The sequence below is a fragment of the Pseudomonas sp. DWP3-1-2 genome (genome assembly GCF_049896285.1).
Taxonomy (GTDB): domain Bacteria; phylum Pseudomonadota; class Gammaproteobacteria; order Pseudomonadales; family Pseudomonadaceae; genus Aquipseudomonas.
Genome location: NZ_JAFCTZ010000005.1, coordinates 294,714 through 314,686 on the forward strand (window position 1 = coordinate 294,714; position 19,973 = coordinate 314,686).

General features: G+C 57.3%; 16 protein-coding genes. 1 reads left to right on the forward strand and 15 read right to left on the reverse strand.

The genetic code is table 11. The features are described from left to right. Positions 1-186 precede the first annotated feature (186 nt). From ACP7B0_RS14800 to ACP7B0_RS14835, 8 genes are all read right to left on the reverse strand, one after another. Positions 187-3,780 (reverse strand): glycosyltransferase, encoded by a 3,594-nt coding sequence (locus tag ACP7B0_RS14800; RefSeq protein ID WP_426142149.1) that lies wholly within the window; start codon positions 3,778-3,780, stop codon positions 187-189. 109 nt (positions 3,781-3,889) lie between these two features. Further along, the gene (locus ACP7B0_RS14805; protein ID WP_426142150.1) at positions 3,890-5,482 is read right to left on the reverse strand and encodes a flagellar hook-associated protein 3; all 1,593 of its coding nucleotides are present in this window, start codon (positions 5,480-5,482) and stop codon (positions 3,890-3,892) included. Positions 5,483-5,495: 13 nt separating this feature from the next. Further along, complete coding sequence (gene flgK, locus ACP7B0_RS14810; protein ID WP_426142151.1) at positions 5,496-7,535, reverse strand: flagellar hook-associated protein FlgK; 2,040 nt, start codon at positions 7,533-7,535, stop codon at positions 5,496-5,498. A 10-nt stretch (positions 7,536-7,545) separates the two neighbouring features. Further along, on the reverse strand, positions 7,546-8,787 hold the full coding sequence (gene flgJ, locus ACP7B0_RS14815) for a flagellar assembly peptidoglycan hydrolase FlgJ (RefSeq protein WP_426142152.1): 1,242 nt from the start codon (positions 8,785-8,787) through the stop codon (positions 7,546-7,548). Positions 8,788-8,797: 10 nt separating this feature from the next. Next, complete coding sequence (locus tag ACP7B0_RS14820) at positions 8,798-9,907, reverse strand: flagellar basal body P-ring protein FlgI (RefSeq protein ID WP_426142153.1); 1,110 nt, start codon at positions 9,905-9,907, stop codon at positions 8,798-8,800. Between the two features lie 13 nt (positions 9,908-9,920). Next, positions 9,921-10,634: a flagellar basal body L-ring protein FlgH gene (gene flgH, locus ACP7B0_RS14825; protein ID WP_426142154.1), complete on the reverse strand. Its 714-nt coding sequence runs from the start codon at positions 10,632-10,634 to the stop codon at positions 9,921-9,923. 93 nt (positions 10,635-10,727) lie between these two features. After that, the gene (gene flgG, locus ACP7B0_RS14830) at positions 10,728-11,516 is read right to left on the reverse strand and encodes a flagellar basal-body rod protein FlgG (protein WP_426142155.1); all 789 of its coding nucleotides are present in this window, start codon (positions 11,514-11,516) and stop codon (positions 10,728-10,730) included. 46 nt (positions 11,517-11,562) lie between these two features. Beyond that, complete coding sequence (locus tag ACP7B0_RS14835) at positions 11,563-12,303, reverse strand: flagellar basal body rod protein FlgF (RefSeq protein WP_426142156.1); 741 nt, start codon at positions 12,301-12,303, stop codon at positions 11,563-11,565. 307 nt (positions 12,304-12,610) lie between these two features. Here ACP7B0_RS14835 and ACP7B0_RS14840 point away from each other — a divergent pair, with 307 nt between their 5' ends. Then, positions 12,611-12,802, forward strand: a complete 192-nt coding sequence (locus ACP7B0_RS14840) for a hypothetical protein (RefSeq protein ID WP_426142157.1) — start codon at positions 12,611-12,613, stop codon at positions 12,800-12,802. Between the two features lie 36 nt (positions 12,803-12,838). Here the strand turns inward: ACP7B0_RS14840 and ACP7B0_RS14845 are convergent, their stop codons facing one another. From ACP7B0_RS14845 to ACP7B0_RS14875, 7 genes are all read right to left on the reverse strand, one after another. Next, positions 12,839-14,587, reverse strand: a complete 1,749-nt coding sequence (locus ACP7B0_RS14845; RefSeq protein ID WP_426142158.1) for a flagellar hook-basal body complex protein — start codon at positions 14,585-14,587, stop codon at positions 12,839-12,841. A gap of 202 nt (positions 14,588-14,789) precedes the next feature. Then, the gene (gene flgE, locus ACP7B0_RS14850; protein ID WP_426142159.1) at positions 14,790-16,121 is read right to left on the reverse strand and encodes a flagellar hook protein FlgE; all 1,332 of its coding nucleotides are present in this window, start codon (positions 16,119-16,121) and stop codon (positions 14,790-14,792) included. A gap of 27 nt (positions 16,122-16,148) precedes the next feature. Next, a complete protein-coding gene (locus ACP7B0_RS14855; protein WP_426142160.1) occupies positions 16,149-16,829 on the reverse strand; it encodes a flagellar hook assembly protein FlgD in 681 nt (226 codons plus the stop codon). A gap of 15 nt (positions 16,830-16,844) precedes the next feature. After that, on the reverse strand, positions 16,845-17,285 hold the full coding sequence (gene flgC, locus ACP7B0_RS14860; protein ID WP_426142161.1) for a flagellar basal body rod protein FlgC: 441 nt from the start codon (positions 17,283-17,285) through the stop codon (positions 16,845-16,847). 3 nt (positions 17,286-17,288) lie between these two features. Beyond that, positions 17,289-17,696, reverse strand: coding sequence for a flagellar basal body rod protein FlgB (gene flgB / locus ACP7B0_RS14865; RefSeq protein ID WP_426142162.1), 408 nt, complete (start codon positions 17,694-17,696; stop codon positions 17,289-17,291). A 359-nt stretch (positions 17,697-18,055) separates the two neighbouring features. After that, positions 18,056-18,883: a protein-glutamate O-methyltransferase CheR gene (cheR, locus tag ACP7B0_RS14870; RefSeq protein WP_426142163.1), complete on the reverse strand. Its 828-nt coding sequence runs from the start codon at positions 18,881-18,883 to the stop codon at positions 18,056-18,058. A gap of 99 nt (positions 18,884-18,982) precedes the next feature. Next, entirely contained in the window at positions 18,983-19,915 is a 933-nt protein-coding gene (locus tag ACP7B0_RS14875; protein WP_426142164.1) for a chemotaxis protein CheV, read from the reverse strand. Positions 19,916-19,973 lie beyond the last annotated feature (58 nt).

Consider the following 19,973-nt stretch of genomic DNA (forward strand, 5'->3'; position numbering starts at 1 on the left):
TGTGTTCCACAGGGCTCAACCAAGCTTTCAGGGCTTTGCAGGCCAACTGGATAAACCGTCAGCACCATAAACATGCATCTTCCGGAAACGTCGGAAGTGCTCGTTTTATGGCGATATAAAAGGGGATGTGCAGGAAACGCGCCAGCTCGACATCCGAGTGGCGCGACCAGGTATCAAATGTCGGGATCAGTCCCCAAACCAGGCGTTGATCCAATGATCGAGGTTATCGCCACGCAGCATGAAGTCGCGTAACACGAACTCGCGTAGCTGGTCGCCCATACGGTAACTGGCATCAGGGTCGGCCAAGTGCATGCGAATCGCTTGTAACCACTCTTCGGTGGTGTTGCTCATCACGCGTGTGCAGGGCAAATAGCCGCGATAGGCCGCAGTATCGGTGCACACGACGGGGTATCCGCAGGCACCGTACTCAAGCAAGCGCAGATTGCTTTTGCAATCGTTGAAGATGTGGAATTCCAGTGGCGCGAGCGCCAGATCAAGGTTCAGGCTCGCCAGCTTGGCAGGGTAACTGTCCAGATCTATCAAACCGTGAAATTCATGCACGTACGGCCGTAGCTCATCGGGGCACATGCCGAAGAATACCCACTCGACCTCATCGGCCAGTTCACGAACCACGTCCGCGATGACTTCCAGATCACCCTGGTGGCTGGTACCGCCCCCCCAACCCACCCGAGGCTTGCGTGAAACGCGTCGCTTACAATGGAAATCACCCCAGAGATGCGGAGCAAGCATGTTCGGCACCACGCGAATATCATCGTGCATGCTCGACAAGGCGTCGGCCAAAGGATAGGTGGTGACGACGACGCGATCACACAGACCAATGCCCTTGCGCACCAACCGCTCCATCTCTTCGTGGCCGGGCTTGTTGCGCGCATGGGCGTTTTTCTTCGTCGTATGAACCACGTAATCATCCAGCTCATAAATGCGCCGAGCCTTGGAGTAGGTCTTTAGGGGGATGATCTCGTTGACAGGGCCTTCGCTGTAGCGACACTGCAGGATTATCGCATCCGGTGCGAGACGCTCCAGCTCGATAATGGTGGGCATGTCGTAGTAAATCCGCCCCGTCAACCTGCCCGCCGCCTCCAGTTCAATCATGGGCTGGGTCACGCGATAGTGCCCGACTGCAGAAGCATTGATGGGCAATCCGGCAACAACAGGCAATGTTTTACGTACAAATGGACTCCAACCGGTACGCAGCCCAGGTTCGAGATTGAAACTCGAGCCACCCAAGGTATTCAGGGCAAGATTGGTGTTGTAGGCAGGGTCCCTGGCAATGATCGGCAGCCAGCGCTTGTAATACGTCTCTTGCTCCCTGGCCTGCTGATCCAACAAAGCCGCATCTGCAACTGGCGCGGGCTGGCTACCCAAGGCCAGTCTTGAATAAGGCGTCCAGACCACCAGGTAGCCGTTTTGTCGGATGCGCAAGCATAAGTCGATTTCGCTAAGGGTGTGTGCCAGGCCTTGATCATCCAGCCCGCCGACTTCGTCAAACACCGCCTTGCGCACCAGCAGACAGTCTCCACCCACGGCACTCAGGTCCTGAACCACTTGCAGCCGATGCATATAGCCTGCAGCATTCATGACATCGCCGTAAAAGGGCACACCCGCGGGCCCTTGCAAGCCCAGGATTACGCCCGCGTGGAGAATACGGCCGTCCGGGTTGAAGAGCTTGGCACCGACCACAGCCACTTCAGGGCGCTGCCCGTGATTGAGTAACTCATCCAGCCAGTCACCCTGAGTGATGACTGCAAACGGGTTGAGCATCAACAGATAATCGCCCGCGGCGTGCCGTGATGCGAAGTTGCGCAACGCGGCAATACCGCGCTGCTCCGGGTAACTGAGCACTCGCAACTTGGCGATGCCTAACTGCGCAATGCCGTTTAACCAGGCCAAGGTCTCCGCTTGCTCGCTGCCGTTATCCACCAACAGAATTTCGTAGGCGCTATAAGCTGTTTTCTCCAACAGACTTTCGACGCACCGCTGCATGGCAGCCAACTGATCCTTGCTGGCGATGATGATCGAAACCAGAGGACGATCTGCATGCTCGTATTCGACCCGGTTAATCAACGCAATGCTGCCTTTGCGCACCTCGCCGGCGATGCCCAGACGCTGAAGATGCGCTTGCACAATGGCAGTGTTCTGTTCAACGAGCTCAGGTAAAGCCAGCCACTGGGCAAACCCGGACTGGGACTCAACGAGCAGCTCATTGATGTGTTCCACAACCTGGGTGCCCTGCCTTTCCACCAACCGCCAGAGCAGGTCATGTGGAGCCAACTCACCAAAGCTCGGATCAAGCCCTCCAATAGCCAGGAAAGCCGTCCGGTCAAATGCCAGCGTGCGTCCCACGTAGGGATAGCTGCGCATGAGGTCAAGGTTGAAATCGGGTTTGAACGCAGGATCAGCCGATTCGCCTTCGCACAATCCTCCCTCATCGCTGTACAGACAACGTGCGTCCTCAAATGCCACGATGCGTTCAGCGAGTACCAGCAAAGCGGGCTCCAAGAGACGATCTCCAGGACGCAGAAGATAGATCCAGTCAGCCCCTTCGAGTTGCTCAAGCACTTCATTGAGTTGTTGCTGCCAGTTCTGCTGATACGGCATGTGCAGGACTTTTTCATTCAGCACGACTTCGGTACACGCACTCGAGAGCACCACCACCATGTCCGCCGGATAAAACTGCCCGGCAATGCTGCGCAGCGTAACCTCCAGACTGGCTCCATTGGCGGCTTCGTCAATAATGATCGGGATGATTTTCGGGCGCCAGGCCCAGGAGTCGAGCGTATCGGGCAGCAGCTTTTTTTGTGGCTCGGACAACGTCCGGCACATCAGCCATTGGGTATAAAGCTCGGTAAAACTGAGGCTTTCGATACCCACCCGCCACGGCAGCGTGGTTTGCTTGGTGCCCAGTGATCGACTCAGCGGCAGCTCAACCCAGACGCGGGGTGACTCTGCAGCGCGGCTCAGCGGTAAATAGCGAACCCAGCCTGGTGCTGGCGCCGATTCCCCGCTTCGGGCTTTAAGCATCTGCAGCAGCCACTGCCTTTCTGCAAGCGCCGCATCCATCATCGGCTGTTGTCGACTAAGGCGCCCCGGATACAAGCGCTCCATACCAAGGATATCGTTGAGCACCACGACATTACCGCGTCGCATCAAACAGACGTACAGCGCGAAATCCAGGGTTGCCACAAAACAGTGGCCCGGCTGGGTCAACGCCGGCAATAGTTCCAGCACATCAACACGCCGAAACAGCGCATTGCTGAAGCCCCCCAGAAAGTTGACAGGAAAAGTATCGAAGATCGACAGCAGATCGTCGCCCTTGTAAATAGCGCTGGTCGGTGCAAGCGCGCTGTTCTCCAGACGAGACGGCAATTGCATGTCATTTGCGTCCCAGAGAAGACGCTGACCGAAAACCAGTCGGGCGTCCTCCTGCTCGACAAAGGCATTGACCTGTCGCTTGATGCACGCCGGGAAGAGCTGGTCATCATCACAAAGAAACTTGATGTATTCGCCGTCGGCCTCATCCAGACAGGCTTTCAGGTTACCGACCAGACCCAGGTGCTCGGCGTTGCGCACATAGCGCAGCTGCGGGGCAAGGTCTGCAAACGAATCGACGATCGTTTTTATGTCGCTGCCAGGACTGTCGTCGCAAACGATCACTTGCACATTGGCATAAGTCTGGCTGAGGGCGCTGGCCAAAGCCGCCTGGAAAAACCGCGGATTAAAAGCGGGGATGACGATACTGACGAGGGGAACTGGATTCACAAGGCGTACTCGCAAGCAGCGGGCACCGTCGCTGCAGGACAATGCCCATTAACCGCTGGTAGAAAGATAGCTGAGGCTCGATATGCGCCGCGTCCTTGCGGCCATTCGATTAAAGCTTGCTGAACAGGTTCAGTTGCGAAACCCGCGTGAAGACCAGCTGGGAAGCCGTGAGCATGGTTTGCTGCATGGTCAGACGGCCAATGGCGTCTACCGGATCGGAATCGACGATCTTGCCCTGCTCTACAGTGTTATTGCCCTGTAGCAGGTCATTGGTAGTACCCTGGGATTCGGTCGCTGCCTGTCTGGCCCCTCCCTCGGAAACGGCATTGGAAACCCTTTCGGTACCACTGGTGAGGTTGCCCAACGCAGAATCCAGGGAAGCCTGAAGTTTCTGGAGAGCAACGGTATCACCATCGGCCGGGGTGTTGAGGGCATTGATCACCGAGTTCAGGGTGTTGAGCACGTTCTGGTTCTGTTGGGTGCCACCATTGACCACAAACGTATCGCCCACGGCGGGTGTACCACTGACGGTAAAGCTGATCCCCGAAGAACTGGTCGGCGTTGCGCCGATGGTGCCGCTTGAAATCTTTGTGGAAGAGCTGGTGATCGGTGAAGCGTACAGATCATAGTCAGTGGCGCTGGTGAACTTGACGATCGCCCCGCCAGCCGGAAAACTATTGTTGTAGTCCTCCAGATCCTGAGCCGACGTGCCGACCGCTGCGGCGGTGATCACCGCAGTCGAGGCATTGCCTGGGCTACGCGTGGCGCTGATCTTATCCGGTGTGGTGGTCAGAGCGAATTCACGACCGGCCAGTGCCGCGTCGGCAGCAGCAGTGGTCGCACGCTCGGCATCCGTCAGGTTGACGTTCAGTGAAAGGTCAACACCGCGAAAACTGATCACCTGAGCAGAGGCACTGGTCGAAGAGAAGGCGCCCGTGCCGCCCGCGTCGGCGGTAACGTCCACGTTATTGGCATCTGTGATCTTGTACTCGGTACTGCTCAGGAACGTCAGTTTATAAGGCTGACCACTGACATACTCGGAGTTGTATTTGGCAGCGGTTGACACAATACCGCCCGACAGACTGATTTTGCCGTCATCTACGGCCGGTGTGATCAGCGTACTGGAAGTGCGGGTGGTGTTCACAGCCGTTTCAAATGCATCCCAGCCGGTCGTATTACTGGCAATACTCAAGCCATCGCCGATGGCCAGCTTGATTAATGTCTGATCACCATCATAGGCGTAGGTGCCGTCAGGATTCTGCGAATACGGAGGTGTACCGGTCTTGGACCCGGAAAACAGATATTGGCCGTCAGCGCCCTTGCTGTTCATCAGACTCAGAATCTGGCTTTGCAGCTGTGTGAGCTCATCGGCCGAGGCTTGGCGGTCCTTGTCGGTATAGGTTCCGTTGCCCGCCGACACCACAAGCTCCGACGCTCGCTGCAACGCGGTCGTGATACTGCGAAGGGCGGTTTCAGACCGCGCCACGCTGGTGTCGACCGTGCTGATGTTGGTTTTGTACTGGGTCAGCATGGAGTTCTGCTGAGTCAGTTGCAGGACACGCGCCGCGCCGACGGGATCATCGGCCGCCGAGTTGAGTTTGATTTGACTGGAGACTTCTTCGCCGGTCTTGATGACGTTGGCATAGGTCCGGGTGTAATTGGCGGAACTGGCTTCGTAAAACTGAGCAGTTGAAATACGCATGAATTACGACTCCTTAAAGACTGTTGATCAGCGTGCTGAAAATGGCTTGCGCAGCTTTGATGATCTGCGACGACGCGGTGTAGTACTGCTGATACTTGACCAGGTTGGCGGCCTCTTCGTCCAGAGACACACCCGAGACTGCGTCACGAGCGCTTTTGGACTGGGTCACCAGTGCCCCGGTCGCCGTCACGTCAGTCAAGCCTTGCGCGGCGCTGATGCCAACGTCAGAAACCAGTGCACCGTAAGCACCGGACATGCTCAGGCCTGCAGTCCCCTCAACGCCCACCGTCTGTTTGGTTTGCAGATCCAGCGTCTGGATGGCATTGCGGTTATCCGCCGAGCCCGCACCGGTCAACGCGATGTTGAAGGTGTCCTTGTCTGCGGGCGCGCCGGAGATCGTCATTTCAAACGAATACTCCTGCGCTGCCCCTGAGGAATCTTCGTAGCCCACATTCAGCTTCAGCAGGTTGCTCTGCCCCGGCACGATGGTTCCGGTCACGGCGGTACCGGTCTTGTCCAGCACGGCATTACCCTGGGCATCTAGCAACTGGTAGCTCTGCGCACCACCGACAACCGCCCCGAACAACAGTTTCAGGGGGGCGGTGTCCTTGATCCCGTTACGCAGCTCGGCGGTGCCGGCGGTGTCGTAAACATCAGCAACAGTGGTCAGCGTCGGTTGCGTGAACCCGCCCGAGCCCGAGTTGCTGGCACCTGCGGTGGCGGTCAACGGTGCGGCTGCGGCTAAATTCTTGGGATCGGTAATGACCGTCGACAATGCAGCGGCGGCATTACGCGTCGGGGTCAGGGTGAAGGTGTCACCGGCGGCAACCGGGTTGCCGTTGAGGCTGACCGAGAACCCCTCAAACTCTTTGGGCGGGTCATCGTCCAGGTTGCCAGCCCCCAGGCTGGTGCCATCGGGCAGACGGCGGACCGTAAAGTTCTTGTCGTCGGTAAACGTCACCGAATAATCGCTGGCGGCCAGCTTGCCGGTATCGGTAATCGTCACATCCAGATTGCCGGAGCCTGCGCTGTTGCCGGTCTTGCCGATGCTGCGCTGGGAGATCTGGCTGGCATCATTGATGCTGTTGAACAGGTTACTGCCAAACTCACCGTTACTGTCGACGCCCTGATTCAACTGGCTGTTGACCTGGTCAGACAACACCAGGGCCACACGGCCCAGCTCATTGATGGCAGGCGTCATGACTTCAGTACGGTAGCGCAACAGACCGCCGATGCTGCCGCCGGTGACCACCGAAGTCACGTCCGTTGTCGTGGAACCCGAGGCGACCTTGAGGCTGTACTGTGCCGGATCGGCAGCGCTGGGCACGGCGCTCATGGCGTTAGCAGTGCTGCCATTTACCAGCGCCTGACCGGTACCGATGTAGACGTCGTAGTTACCGTTGTTTTCAACCACCTTGGCGCCCACCAGCTCATTGAGCTGGCGGACCGACTCGCTGCGGGCATCCAGCAGGCTGTTGGGCGTGGCACCGGTTGCAGCGCTGGAAGTGATCTGCTGATTGAGTTTGGCGATGGACGACGACAGGTTATTGACCTGGTCGGCCATTGTTGAGAGCTGGGTATTGATCGTCGAGCTCTGGGTATTCAACTGAGCCGCAATAGAGTTGAACCGCCCGGCGAGCGCTGACGACTGTTGCAGAAACAACGAGCGGGCTGTCGTATCGGTCGCCGAGGTGGAGACACCTTGCAGATTGGTAAAAAACGACGCCAGGGCCGGAGCAATGCCCGTTGCTGTGTCGGACAGCAGCTTATCGGTCTTGCTCGCCTGGGCCGAGTAAGCGGTCGCATCAGCACCGAGCGCGGTACTGGTTTGCAATTGGGTATCCAGATAGCTGTTATAGATCCGGCGCACGTCGGACAGCGTGGTTCCGGAGCCGACATAGCCAGCCCCTAGATTCTGCTGCATCGAAGCGGTGGTCATGACCTGCTGACGCGAGTAACCCGCGGTATCCACGTTGGCCGTGTTATTACCGATGGTGTTCATTGCGGCACTGCTTGCGGTCAGCCCTGAGAGCCCAATTGAAATCAGTGACATGGTTCAAGCCTTATAAAGTAGTGGAAGAGCCCGATGCGGCTGCGTAAGTCTGGTAACTCTTCATCTGCTTGGCGATTTGCGAAATCTTGCTGGCATAGTCCGGGTCAGTGGCATAACCCGCCTTCTGCAACTCTTTTACAAACTGTTCCGGTTTATCGGCCGAATTCACGACTTCTTTATAGCGATCGTTGTTCTCCAGCAGGCTGACCAGGTCATGAAAACTATCGGCGTAGGATGAGTACGAACGGAAGTCCGCCGTTTCCTTGACCATCTTCCCGTTCCGGAACTCACTGGTGATCGCCCGAGCCTCAGGCCCCTTCCAACTGCCCTGGGCCTTGATGCCGAACAGGTTGTGGCTGCTGCTGCCATCTTGCTGACGCATGATGGATTTGCCCCACCCGGTTTCCAGCGCCGCCTGGGCAACCAACACGGTCGGATCGACACCGATTCGCGCCGCCGCCTCTTTGGCCAGCGGCAGCATGGTTGCCACGAACTGGTCAGCGTTGCTGAAGGCGCGCTTGGCCGGCGCCAGCGGCGGTTGCGCGATGCTGCGCACGTAGCTGGGCGTGGCCGGTGCCAGATTCGGGTCCAGCGTCCAGTCACCGTTACCCCTGTTGCCGGCCTGGGTGCCGACGGCGTCGGTCGCTGTGCGTGCGGTGGGTGACAACACACCGGCAGTATTGGGCACGATGCCAGCCAACAGCCGGTCGGTCAGCTTGCTGGGCAGCGACAGGCGACGAGCATTGAGCATCGCCATGTCATTGCGCCCTTCGCCACTGGCCGCAGCGGCTGCCGCAACCTGATCCGCAACAGCCGACCGTGTCGCCCACAACGGACGCTGGTAAACACTGGTGGCCAACGCGGTCTTGGCGGGTGCACCCTCCCCAGACGCAGCTTCTGCGGTGGTTGCTGGCTGCGAGCCCTTGGTTTTCGACAACTGCCGCATCAACACGTCCTGCAGGCCGATACCACCGCCCTTGGTGGACATGGAAACCGCCAGTTGCTGGTCGTACATATCCTGGTATTGACGCGTCGATGCAGTGTTCATCGGGTTATCTTTGGCCAACACTTCGTTGGCCGAGCGCATGGCCTTGAGCATCTGGCTGACGAACAGCGATTCGAACTCCTGAGCCACCTTTTTCAGGTTGGCATCGCTGTTCTTGTCGCCATTTTTCATCGAGTTCAGGCGATTGAGGTCGGTGTAGGCCCCTGAATCACTGGCCGAGAAAACAGAGCTCTTAGGCATATCCATGCGCAGTTCCTCAGATCACGATCAGGTCGGCTTGCAACGCACCGGCCTGCTTCAATGCTTCGAGAATCGCCATCAAGTCGCCAGGCGCAGCGCCCACCTGATTCACGGCCCGGACGATTTCATCCAGCGTGGTGCCCGGACCGAACTTGAACATCGGGTGCAGTTCTTGCTGAGCGTTAAGCCGAGAGCGCGGCACGACAGCCGTCTGCCCACCGGACAACGCGCCTGGCTGACTGACAATCGGATCTTCAGTGATGGTCACGGTGAGGCTGCCGTGGGTCACCGCGGCTGGCGATACTTTGACGTTCTGGCCGATGACGATCGTACCGGTACGCGAGTTGATGATGACTTTGGCGGACGTCTGGCCCGGGTCTACTTCCAGGTTTTCCAGCACCGACAGATAGTCAACGCGCTGACTCGGATCCAGCGGCGCAGTCACCCGCACCGAACCGCCATCCAGCGCCTGGGCAACACCCGGGCCGAGCAGGTTGTTGATCGTGTCGACCACGCGCTTGGCGGTGGTGAAGTCGGAGCGATTGAGGTTCAGGGTCAAGGTATTGCCCTGATTGAAGCCGCTCGGCACAGCGCGTTCCACCGATGCACCACCGGGAATGCGCCCGGACGACGGCACGTTGACGGTAATTTTGGAACCGTCACGGCCCTCGGCATCGAAGCCACCCACCACCAGGTTGCCTTGAGCGATGGCGTAGACATTGCCGTCGACACCTTTCATCGGGGTCATGAGCAAGGCACCGCCGCGCAGGCTTTTGGAGTTACCGATGGACGATACGGTGATATCGACCATCTGGCCTGGCTTGGCGAACGGCGGCAAGTCGGCGTACACCGCCACGGCCGCGACGTTTTTCAATTGCACGGTGCCGGAGCCGCTGGGCACTTTGATGCCAAACTGGGCCAGCATGTTGTTGAACGTCTGCAGCGTGAAAGGCGTCTGTGTGGTCTGGTCACCCGTACCATTGAGGCCGACCACCAGACCGTAGCCGATCAACTGGTTGGTCCGCACGCCGGAAATACTGGCGATGTCCTTCAGTCGCTCGGCGTGTGCGCCGAGCGTGGTGGACAACAGCAGTACGGCCGCTATCAGTTGCTTGAGATTGATCATGTCTATCCCGCTATCAGAAAGGGAACAACGGGCTGAGGAAGAACCGATCGAACCACCCCGGCTGACTGGAATCGGCGAACGAACCGGTACCTGAATACGTAATGCGCGCATCGGCCACACGGGTGGACGAAACGGTGTTGTCCGTGGCGATGTCGTCCGCGCGGATCAAGCCTGCAATGCGCACCAGTTCGTCACCGGTGTTCAGCGTCATCCACTTCTCACCGCGCACCGAAAGAATCCCGTTGGGCATCACATCTGCAACGGTCACAGTGACCGAACCGGTCAGGCTGTTACTTTGCGCAGCCTTGCCATCCCCCTTGGTTGAACGGTCGCCACTGTATCCGGCGTTGAGGCTCAGATCGCCACTGCCCACCGGGTTGTTGGTGCTCAAGCCGGCACCGAACAACGAGGTCAGGCCGATGCTGTTGCTGCTGTTCTTGCTGATGTCGGAACTGGCCGCCTTGCTGGCCGCCATCTTCTCGGAAAGCGTGATCGTAATAATGTCACCCACCCGATAAGCCTTACGGTCGCCGTACAGGTTCTGCTCGAAACCCGCCTGGTAGATCGAACCGTTGTTGGCAGCGGCAGGCAAAGGCGTACGCGGCAACACCGGCGCGTAATAAGGGTCATTAGGCTTGGCGGCTGGCGCAACACAACCCGTCAGTAACGCGATTCCACACAATGGAATGACCAGCAGGGAAAACCGCAAAACAGGGAGCCTTTTCATGACACTTAAAACCTCGCGGTGGAGCAGGCGCATGACAGTCGCGCCATCAAGTTGAACAGGTGTAGCAACCGAGCGAACACAGGCATCAGGGCATTACAGGGTTTGCGTAAGGTTCTGCAGCATCTGGTCAGCGGTGGAGATCACCTTGGAGTTCATCTCGTAGGCGCGCTGGGTGGTGATCATGTTGACCAACTCCTCAACCGTGCTCACGTTGGAGTTTTCCAGGGTGTTCTGCAGCACGGGACCAAGACCGTTCAGCCCAGGAGTGCCGACTTGCGGCGCACCGCTGGACGCGGTTTCCAGAAACAGGTTGCCGCCCTGCGCCTGAAGGCCGGCCGGGTTGATGAAGTCAGCTGTCTGGATATTGCCGATAACCTGAGGCGTCGCCACCGCGCCCGCCAACGTGATCGATACCGTACCGTCCTGCCCGACCGTGAAGGTCTGCGCGTTCTGTGGCACGACGATCGCTGGCTCCAGGGCGTAACCGCTGGCGGTCACGATCTGGCCGTCGGAGTCCAGGTGAAAAGTACCGTCACGGCTGTAAGCAGTGGTGCCGTCAGGCTGCATGATCTGGAAAAACCCACGACCGTTTACCGCCAGGTCAAGCGGGTTGTTGGTGGTCTGCAGGCTGCCGGCCGTGAAGTTCTTCTGAGTGCCGACGATCCGCACACCCGTACCCAGTTGCAGGCCGGACGGCAATTCGCTGTCCTGGGTCGACTGGGCGCCCGGTTGACGCTTGATCTGATACAGCAAGTCTTGAAACTCGGCGCGATCGCTTTTAAAGCCCGTCGTCGACACGTTGGCCAGGTTGTTGGAGATGGTCGTCAGGTTGGTATCCTGAGCAGCCAGACCGGTCTTGGCGACATATAGTGCAGGAAGCATTGTTTCTCTCCTCGTGCGCCGGATTATCGGCGCAAGCTGTCAATGGTTAGCCAAGCTGCAAGACGCGAGCCATGGACTCGTCGTTGGTCTCAGCGGTCTTCATCATCTTGACGTGCAGTTCAAACTGGCGGGCCAGGTTCAGCACCGAAGTCATCTCGTCCACGGCGTTGACGTTACTTGCCTGCAGAAAGCCCGATTCGACCTGAACGGTTGCGTCAGCCGGTGCGGCCGCGCCGTCCTTGGTGTGCATCAGGCCATCAGGCCCCTTTTCCATATTCTTGGTATCGGGTCTGACCAGCTTGATGCGATCGATCTGTGCCATGACCGTTGGCGTCTCGCCCAGAGACCGGATACTGATCGTGCCATCGGCACCGATCTCGATCTGCTGCTGAGGCGGCACGGCAATAGGACCGCCGTTGCCCATAACCGGCAATCCGCTGCCATCGCGCAACACGCCCAACGCATCAATGTTCATGCTGGAAGTGCGTGTGTAGGCCTCACCACCGTCAGGCGTCTGCACGGCAATCCACCCATCACCCTTGACTGCAATGTCCAGGTCGCGCCCGGTGTCCATCATCGCGCCGCCACTGAAGTCAGTGCCTGGACGCTCGCTCATGGCGTATGCGCGCGAAGGCTGAACCTCGCCAAAAACGGGCATCGAGCGCGCCTGCTCGAGGTCACGCTGGAAACCGACGGTTGAGACGTTTGCCAGGTTGTTGGCATGAGCCTTTTGCGCAATGGCGTTTTCGGATGCACCGCTCATTGCGACGTAAAGCAACTTGTCCACAGTCTTCCTCCTCTGACAGACGCTTGCCGCCTGTAGCTGTTCTGATAGGGACAAAGCAATTATCGAACCAACTTGTCAGCACTGATACAAAGCGCTGTTTTTCCAGCAATTTGGGCCGCACGGACTGTGCGTGCGCGGATTCGGGTCCCGCAGGCGGCGGCAGACTGCCGTATTTGGTCCGGCACGCGAGTGCGCCGCCAAAAAAACTTCGTTGCCTTAAGAGGTGTTGCCAGGAAAAGCCGCTCCAACAGCTCACCGCAGTGATACGCTTGCAGGCACCGCGCTCGCCAGCGCAGCAGGGACCTCAATGAACAGCCGAACCGGCTTCAGACTGATCGTCGTAGCGCTGCTTGTCATGAGTGCAATGAGCATTCAGGCCAAGACAGCTCGCTATTACAAATGGCAGGGCGCAGACCGCGTTGTCTGTGCGCAAATCAGCCCCGGCAAGGGCTGGATTCGTTTGCACGGGGCTTTCATCAAGTCCGACTGCTCGATCTGACCGGACAGAACTCGCCGTCCGCCAGGTACGCTGCGATCAAATGGATTGCATCAGGGCCTGCAGCACGGTCACCTCGGTGGAGATCGCCTTGGAGTTGGCCTGATAAGCGGTTTGCGCCTGGATCAGCTCAACCAGCTCTTCACTGAGTTCAACGTTCGAACCTTCCAGCGCCCCGCCGACGATACTGCCCATGGTGCCAACCCCGGCATTGCCGTAGTTGGCGATCCCTGACGCGTTGGTTTCAGTCCAGCGAGTGCCGCTTTGGGCTTGCAATCCTTGCTCGTTGGCAAAGCTGGCAAGCATGACCTGCCCAATGTTCCGGCTCAATCCGTTATTGAATCGAGCCTGCAACGTGCCGTCGCGCTCAAGGTTCAACCCCACCAACTGACCCGCCGCATGGCCGTCGGCCTGCGGCGATGTGCGCGACGTGGGGACGTTATATTGGCTGAGCTTGCTCATATCGAGGGTGATGCCGTCCGCACCGGCAACCGCACCATTGGAAAACCATTGTTCACGACCGGTCCCCTGATCCCGAACCTTGGCCGGCACCCAGCCTTGAATTTGAAGCTTGCCGTCGCCGATCGCCATCAACCCCGCAGAACCTGTGATCGACCTCAAGGACCCATCGGTATTGAACACAACGCTGGCGGTCAGCGGTTGCTTTGAGCTGGGGTCCACCGGGTTTCGATCATTGACCGAAAGCTGCATCTGCCAACTGTTGGGGCCGTCCTTGATGAAGTACTGCTTGAGCAGATGTTGGTTTCCCTGACTGTCATAGATGGCGGTGGGGAACACACTGTTATAAGTTTTTATGTCCGCCGCATCAAACAGCGGAACAGGACGCGCCATGACGGGATCATTCTCGTTCAACGTGCTGGCCGAGCCATCCAGCAAAGATAATGAAACGGCCCCGTCATTGGGTGCCGCACTCGCGCTCCAGGAACCACCCGTTTGCCGGGCAGGTTTCCAACCGATCAGTGAGAACTCCGTATCGGACACTTTTTTGATGTGATCCGCATTTCCCGAATAGGTAACTTTTCCATCGGGTGCCTGATTGAGTGTCACGTGTAACGGGCGGGTACTGGAAGGATCAACAGGATTGCGACCATCAATCAACACGTACATCGACCATTGATGCTCATCGGTCTTGACGAAGTATTGTTTGAGTTCGTGATCGGCAGGCGGCGTCGAGCCAATGCCCTTATCCTGAATTGTCCGCACGGTCTCTCGGGTATAAGTAGAGGGGTCCAGGGGATCGAATACCGGCAATGCCGCGAGTGACTTCAACGAGGCATCCAGGTTAATGGTTTCCGAGACGCGGGTTGTGGACTTGGGCGCCATGGCCGACGTATCCATTTTAAGATCCGTTCGCACACCCGCAATAACCTCGCCCGTGTCGCTCACGGCATAACCCTGCAAGCGCCCTCCTTCACTGTCCACGATGAAGTCATCAGCATCCTTGAGAAAGGCGCCTGCTCGCGTGTACGCAAGAGCACCGCCATCACTGACCACGAAAAAACCGTTGCCCTGAATACGCATATCCAGAGGTCTGCCATGGGTCGCCATGGAAGTGCCTTGATTAAAGTTCTGCGACACATTGGCCAACCTCACCCCATCTCCCACGGCGCTGCGCCCGTTACTCATGTGCGCCGAAGAGTAAAGCGCGGAGAACTCCGCACGAGATGACTTGAAACCCACGGTACCCACATTGGCGATGTTATTACCTGCGACTTCAAGCCTTTTATTGGCCGCCCGAATACCGCCGACGGAAACATTTAATGACATAGAAACTCCCAAACCGCATACACGGCACTTTCATTGAGGAGTTTTTATTCTCGCAGCAACGTAAGTAGGAAGTTTCTATAAGCAAAGTGAGATGAATCTCTAAGTTGAAACCTTGTGAAATAGGCGCTGAATATTTCTCTGAAAACCCGATAAAAAAACCCCTTCGAAAAGGGGTCTTTCATGACTCAACCGACTGCAATCATTATGTCATTTGAATCGTGGTCTGCATGATAGTGCTTTGGGTCGAAATGGTTTTGGCGTTCGCCTGATAGTTGCTCTGCGCTTTGATCAGGTTAACCAGCTCGCCGGTCAGGTCGACGTTGGAGTCTTCCAGCGCCTGACCCGTGATGTACCCCAAGGTACCTGACTCAGGCGCGCCGCTGACAGGCACGCCAGAGGCATAGGTTTCACGCCAGTTGGTGCCACCAGCAGGTGCCAGGCCCTGGACGTTGGCGAAGTTGGTCAAGGAGACTTGACCAATGACCTTGGACTGTCCGTTGGTGTAAGTAGCGAACAGGTTGCCGGTCGCGTCCACGTTCATGGCGCTGATCTGGCCCGTTGCATAGCCATCCTGACTTTGACTGCTCAACCCGCTTACCGACGCAGTCTGTGTGGTTGCCAACATGTCGAGCCGGATACCGTCAGCCGTGCCCTCAGCACCGTTAAGCGCCCAGGTCGCGGTGGTTCCGGTACCCACCTGTGTGGCTGGCTGCCAGTTATTCACCTGAAAGGTGCCGTCGGCATTGACTGCCACGTTGGCCGAACCCACGGGCGCGCCGACACCACTGGTGATCAGTGCACCACTGGAGTCGAACGTCAGCTTGACCTCGTCAGCAGCGGTGCTGTTGACAGGGTCACTGATGCTTCGACCATCAACCAGCGAGTACATGGACCAGGCGTTGGTACCGGTCTTCACGAAATACTGATCAAGCGTGTGGGCGTTGCCCTGAGTGTCATAAATCGGGGTGCTGTATTTGACGTTATAGGTGCTGGTCTGGGTCGGGTCGAACGGCGTAACGGTTGGAGTCGTTGTCGTCGAGTTCAGGTTGGCCTCATTGGTAATCGAGGTTGTTGACTTGGGCTCAAGGTTGGCAGAGTCGACCACCAGATTACCGAGCACACCGTTGACAACGTTGCCATTGGCATCAACGTTATAGCCCTGCAGGTTCTGACCCGAACTGTTGACGACAAAACCATCTTTATCCGTGTGGAAAGCGCCGGAACGGGTGTAAAGCTTTTCGCCGTTGTTACTGAGCATGAAGAAGCCGTTGCCATTGATTGCCAGGTCAAGGCTATTAGCGGTACCCGTGGTCAACGTACCCTGAGTGAACTGCTGGGAAACGGCCGCTGTTCTGACCCCACTGCCCACACTGGTGGTACCGGAGGTGCCGCGAATCGATTGCGCATACTGATCGGCAAACTCGACACGGGAAGATTTGAAGCCGGTGGTCGCGACGTTGGCAATGTTGTTGCCGGTGACGTCGAGGCTTTTGTTTGCCGCGTAGAGCCCACTAAGACCGATATTGAATGACATGTAACACTCCTTCGCCGTCTAGTCGGCTCAAATTCCGATTGTTTGCACTTTGGACAGGCCGATACTGGTACCGCCTGCCAGATTGAGAGTCATTTCCCCGCCAGCGGCGGCAGTGGTCACACTATTGACAGTGGCCGGCAGATACGTCGCCAGTGAAGTGCCCTTGCCATCAATGCTGCCACTGGCAACGAAGCTATAAGTGCCGGAAGCAACCGGCGCCCCAGCGCTGTCAGTGCCATCCCACGTGAAGCTGGTCGTACCGGCAGCCTGTGTACCCAAGTCCACCGTGTCGACCAGAGTCTTGCTGGAGTCATATATCTTCACCGTTGTGCCGGTGGCCGAAGACGGTACCACCACCGAACCGGTCATCCCCTTGGTGGTGTCGACCACCGCCGACCCCGTTTCCACAACCACCGAACGGCCGACCAAAGAAGACGCCTGCAGTGCTTGAGAGGAGGTGTAGGAAGAGGCAATCGAATCCACCGAAGCAGTCAGGTTCTGCATGCTTTCCAGACTGCTGAACTGCGCCAGCTGGGCAACGAATGCAGTGTTGTCCTGAGGGTCCAGCGGGTTCTGGTTCTTCATCTGCGTCACCAGCAGCTGCAGAAACGCATCCTTGCCCAGCGCGCCGGTACCTGAATTGGTAGTGGTCGGGGTAGGGTTCTGCAGGGAGCTGATTAAACTGCTTGATACGTCTTCAACGGCCATTTGTTTCGCCCCTTATCACTGACCGAGGGTCAGGACCTTTTGCATCATGGTTTTGGCGGTGTTCATGAGTTCTGCGTTGGTCTGAAAAGACCGACTGGCGGAAATCATATCGGCCATTTCTTCGACGACATTGACGTTGGGGTAGTAAACGTACCCGTCCTTGTCGGCGGAAGGGTGATTGGGTTCGTAGCGCGCTTCGAGGTTGGAGGTATCTTCGATAATCCCCGTCACCTGAACGCCCTGCCCGGCTTCACCTTGATCCTGAAACAACGAACCACCACCGGCACCCTGGTTCTGCATCACAGTGGCAAACACCGGATGACGCGCCCGGTACGTCTGATCCAGGCTCGAAGACACGGTTTCAGCGTTGGCAATGTTGCTGGCGGTGGTGTTCAAACGAGTGGTCTGGGCACTCATGCCGCTGCCGGCAATATTGAAAACGTTGGCTAGAGACATGAATTACTCTCCGCGAAGGGCTGCAACCAACCCTTTGAATTTGCTGTTGAGCAACGTGAAGCTTGCCTGGAAGCCAATGGCGTTCTCTGCATAGCTGGCCTGCTCGACCTGGGCGTCAACGGTGTTCTGGTCCAGCGAAGGCGCAGAAGGCGTGCGGTACAACAGCGAGCCATCGGTATTGCCGGCCCCTTCTGCTTCAATGTGACGACTGTTGGTCATGTTCAACGCAAACGTGCCGTTCTTGACCTTGTCGCTTTCAGCGGCCAGCACGGAAGAGAACTCCAGATCACGAGCCTTGTAATTGGGCGTATCGGCATTGGTAATGTTGTTGGCCAGCACCTCGGCGCGCTTGGCGCGAAAGTTGAGGGCCTGCTCATGGATACCTAACGCTTTATCGAAGCTGATGCTCATGTCGGGAAACCTTTACCGGTTGACCAGATTTTCGTTATCAGTGACATAGCAATCAGCGTGCCAGTATCCGTATTCCCGCAAACCGGGGCTTTGGAGGCTGCCCAGGCACGGCAATGCCAGAAAAGCGGCAAGGTATTTCCGCTACTCAGCCCCTATGCGGCAAGTCGAGCGCCGTAATTTTGCCATTGCCGCCTGCCGAATCGCGTTCGAGAACCAGAGGCGAATGCACTCGCGAGGACTTTCCCTGGATGTCAGCCATAACGAAAAATGCTCCGCATCTTTCGATACGGAGCATTTTTCTTGAGCGCCGCGCAGATTTCACACAGCCTGCGACGGACCCTTTTACCGATCACGCCGATTTACTTGGCCTGATAGATGATCCCAGGGCTGCACTGAACCATTTGGTAATGCTCAGGCAAACCATTGAGGGCTTCGGAGGCCCCCAGAAACAGATAGCCGCCGCGCTTGAGCGTGCCGTGAATCCGCAACAGGATGTCTTTTTTCACTTCGGCAGAAAAATAGATCAACACGTTGCGGCAAAACACGACATCGAACTTACCCAGACTTGCGTAGCTGTCCAGCAAATTGAACGCGCGGAACTCCACGCGACTTTTGATCGGTGCCTTGACAGCCCAGCGGCCCGGGGTCTTCAAGTCGAAATAACGCTGCAATCGATCCGCAGACAAGCCTCGACCAATAGCCAGGCTGTCGTACTCCCCCGATTTGCAATTGGTGAGCATCAGGCCGGAAAGGTCAGTGGCAACGATTTGCACCCCGGCCTTGAGCTGGCCCGGGTTGCTGCGTTCAAACTCATCGACGGTCATCGACAGTGAATAGGGTTCCTGACCGGACGAACAAGCCGCCGACCAGATTCGCAAGCGCTGGCCCGGGCTGGCCTTGATCGACTCCGGCAACACCTTGTTCTTCATGACTTCAAACGGATAGGTATCACGAAACCACAAGGTCTCATTGGTGGTCATGGCATCCACGACCTGCTCACGCAAACCGCTGCGAGGCTGAGTCTGGATGCGCTGAATCAGCTCCCCCAGAGATTTGATGCCCTGTTGTTCCATCAGCTTGTTGAGGCGGCTGGAAACAAGGTACTGCTTGTTCTCACCCAACAGGATGCCACAGGCTTTTTCCAGAAAGACCCGGAACTGTTCGAAATCCAAATTACCCGTAGACAAAGATGCCGCCCCTCAAAATCATGTGAACCACCAAGGGCGACGCCCCAAGGGTGTGTTGCTGTTTCGACACCGCATTGCCGGACAGGCCCGCAAGCAAGCCTAACTTTTATCGGAGGCCTTGATCCGGTCTACAACCCTGGCCGCGAGATCATCAGGCTTGAACTTGGCAAGGAAATCATCGGCTCCCACCTTCTTCACCATAGCCTGATTGAACACACCTGAAAGAGAAGTATGCAAAATGATATGCAGTTTTTGCATGCGCGGATCGTTGCGGATCTCGGCAGTCAGCGTGTAGCCGTCCATTTCCGGCATTTCGATGTCGGAAATCATCATCAGAAATTCTTCTTCGGGTTTTTTGCCCTCATCAACCAGTTTGCGCAGGTAATCCAGCGCCTGGCGGCCATCATTTAACGCAACGACTTCTACACCCACCGTCTGCAGACAACGACTGACCTGCTTTCGTGCCACCGATGAGTCGTCAACCGTCAGAACCCGCAACGAAATGGCCTTGTGCTGACTTTCGGCGTCAATGACACCTGCAGAGACCGCCTCGGAAATAGGAGCCACCTCGGCAAGAATTTTCTCGACGTCAATGATTTCGACTAATTGATTGTCGATCCGCGTCACAGCCGTCAGGTAGTGGTCGCGGCCTGTTCCCTTGGGCGGTGGATGAATCTCTTCCCAGTTCATGTTCACGATGCGCTCGACCGAATCCACCAGAAACCCCTGAACCTTGGTGTTGTACTCCGTGATGATCACGAAGGTGTTGTCCAGACTCATCTGCCCCGAAGAGCCCGTTGCCATGGCCAGATCGAGGATCGGGATGGTTCCTCCACGAATACTGGCCACGCCCCGCACGATACGGTTGGATTTAGGCATCACGGTCAGCTTGGGGCATTGCAACACCTCCTTCACCTTGAACACGTTGATGCCATACAGTTGCTTGCCGTCGAGACGGAACAACAACAGCTCTAGGCGATTCTGCCCAACCAGTTGCGTGCGCTGGTTCACCGAATCCATTACACCGGCCATGCTCCGACTCCCCTTCAAAAGCAACCGATCACCGCTCCACCCGATTTGGTAAGCGGCA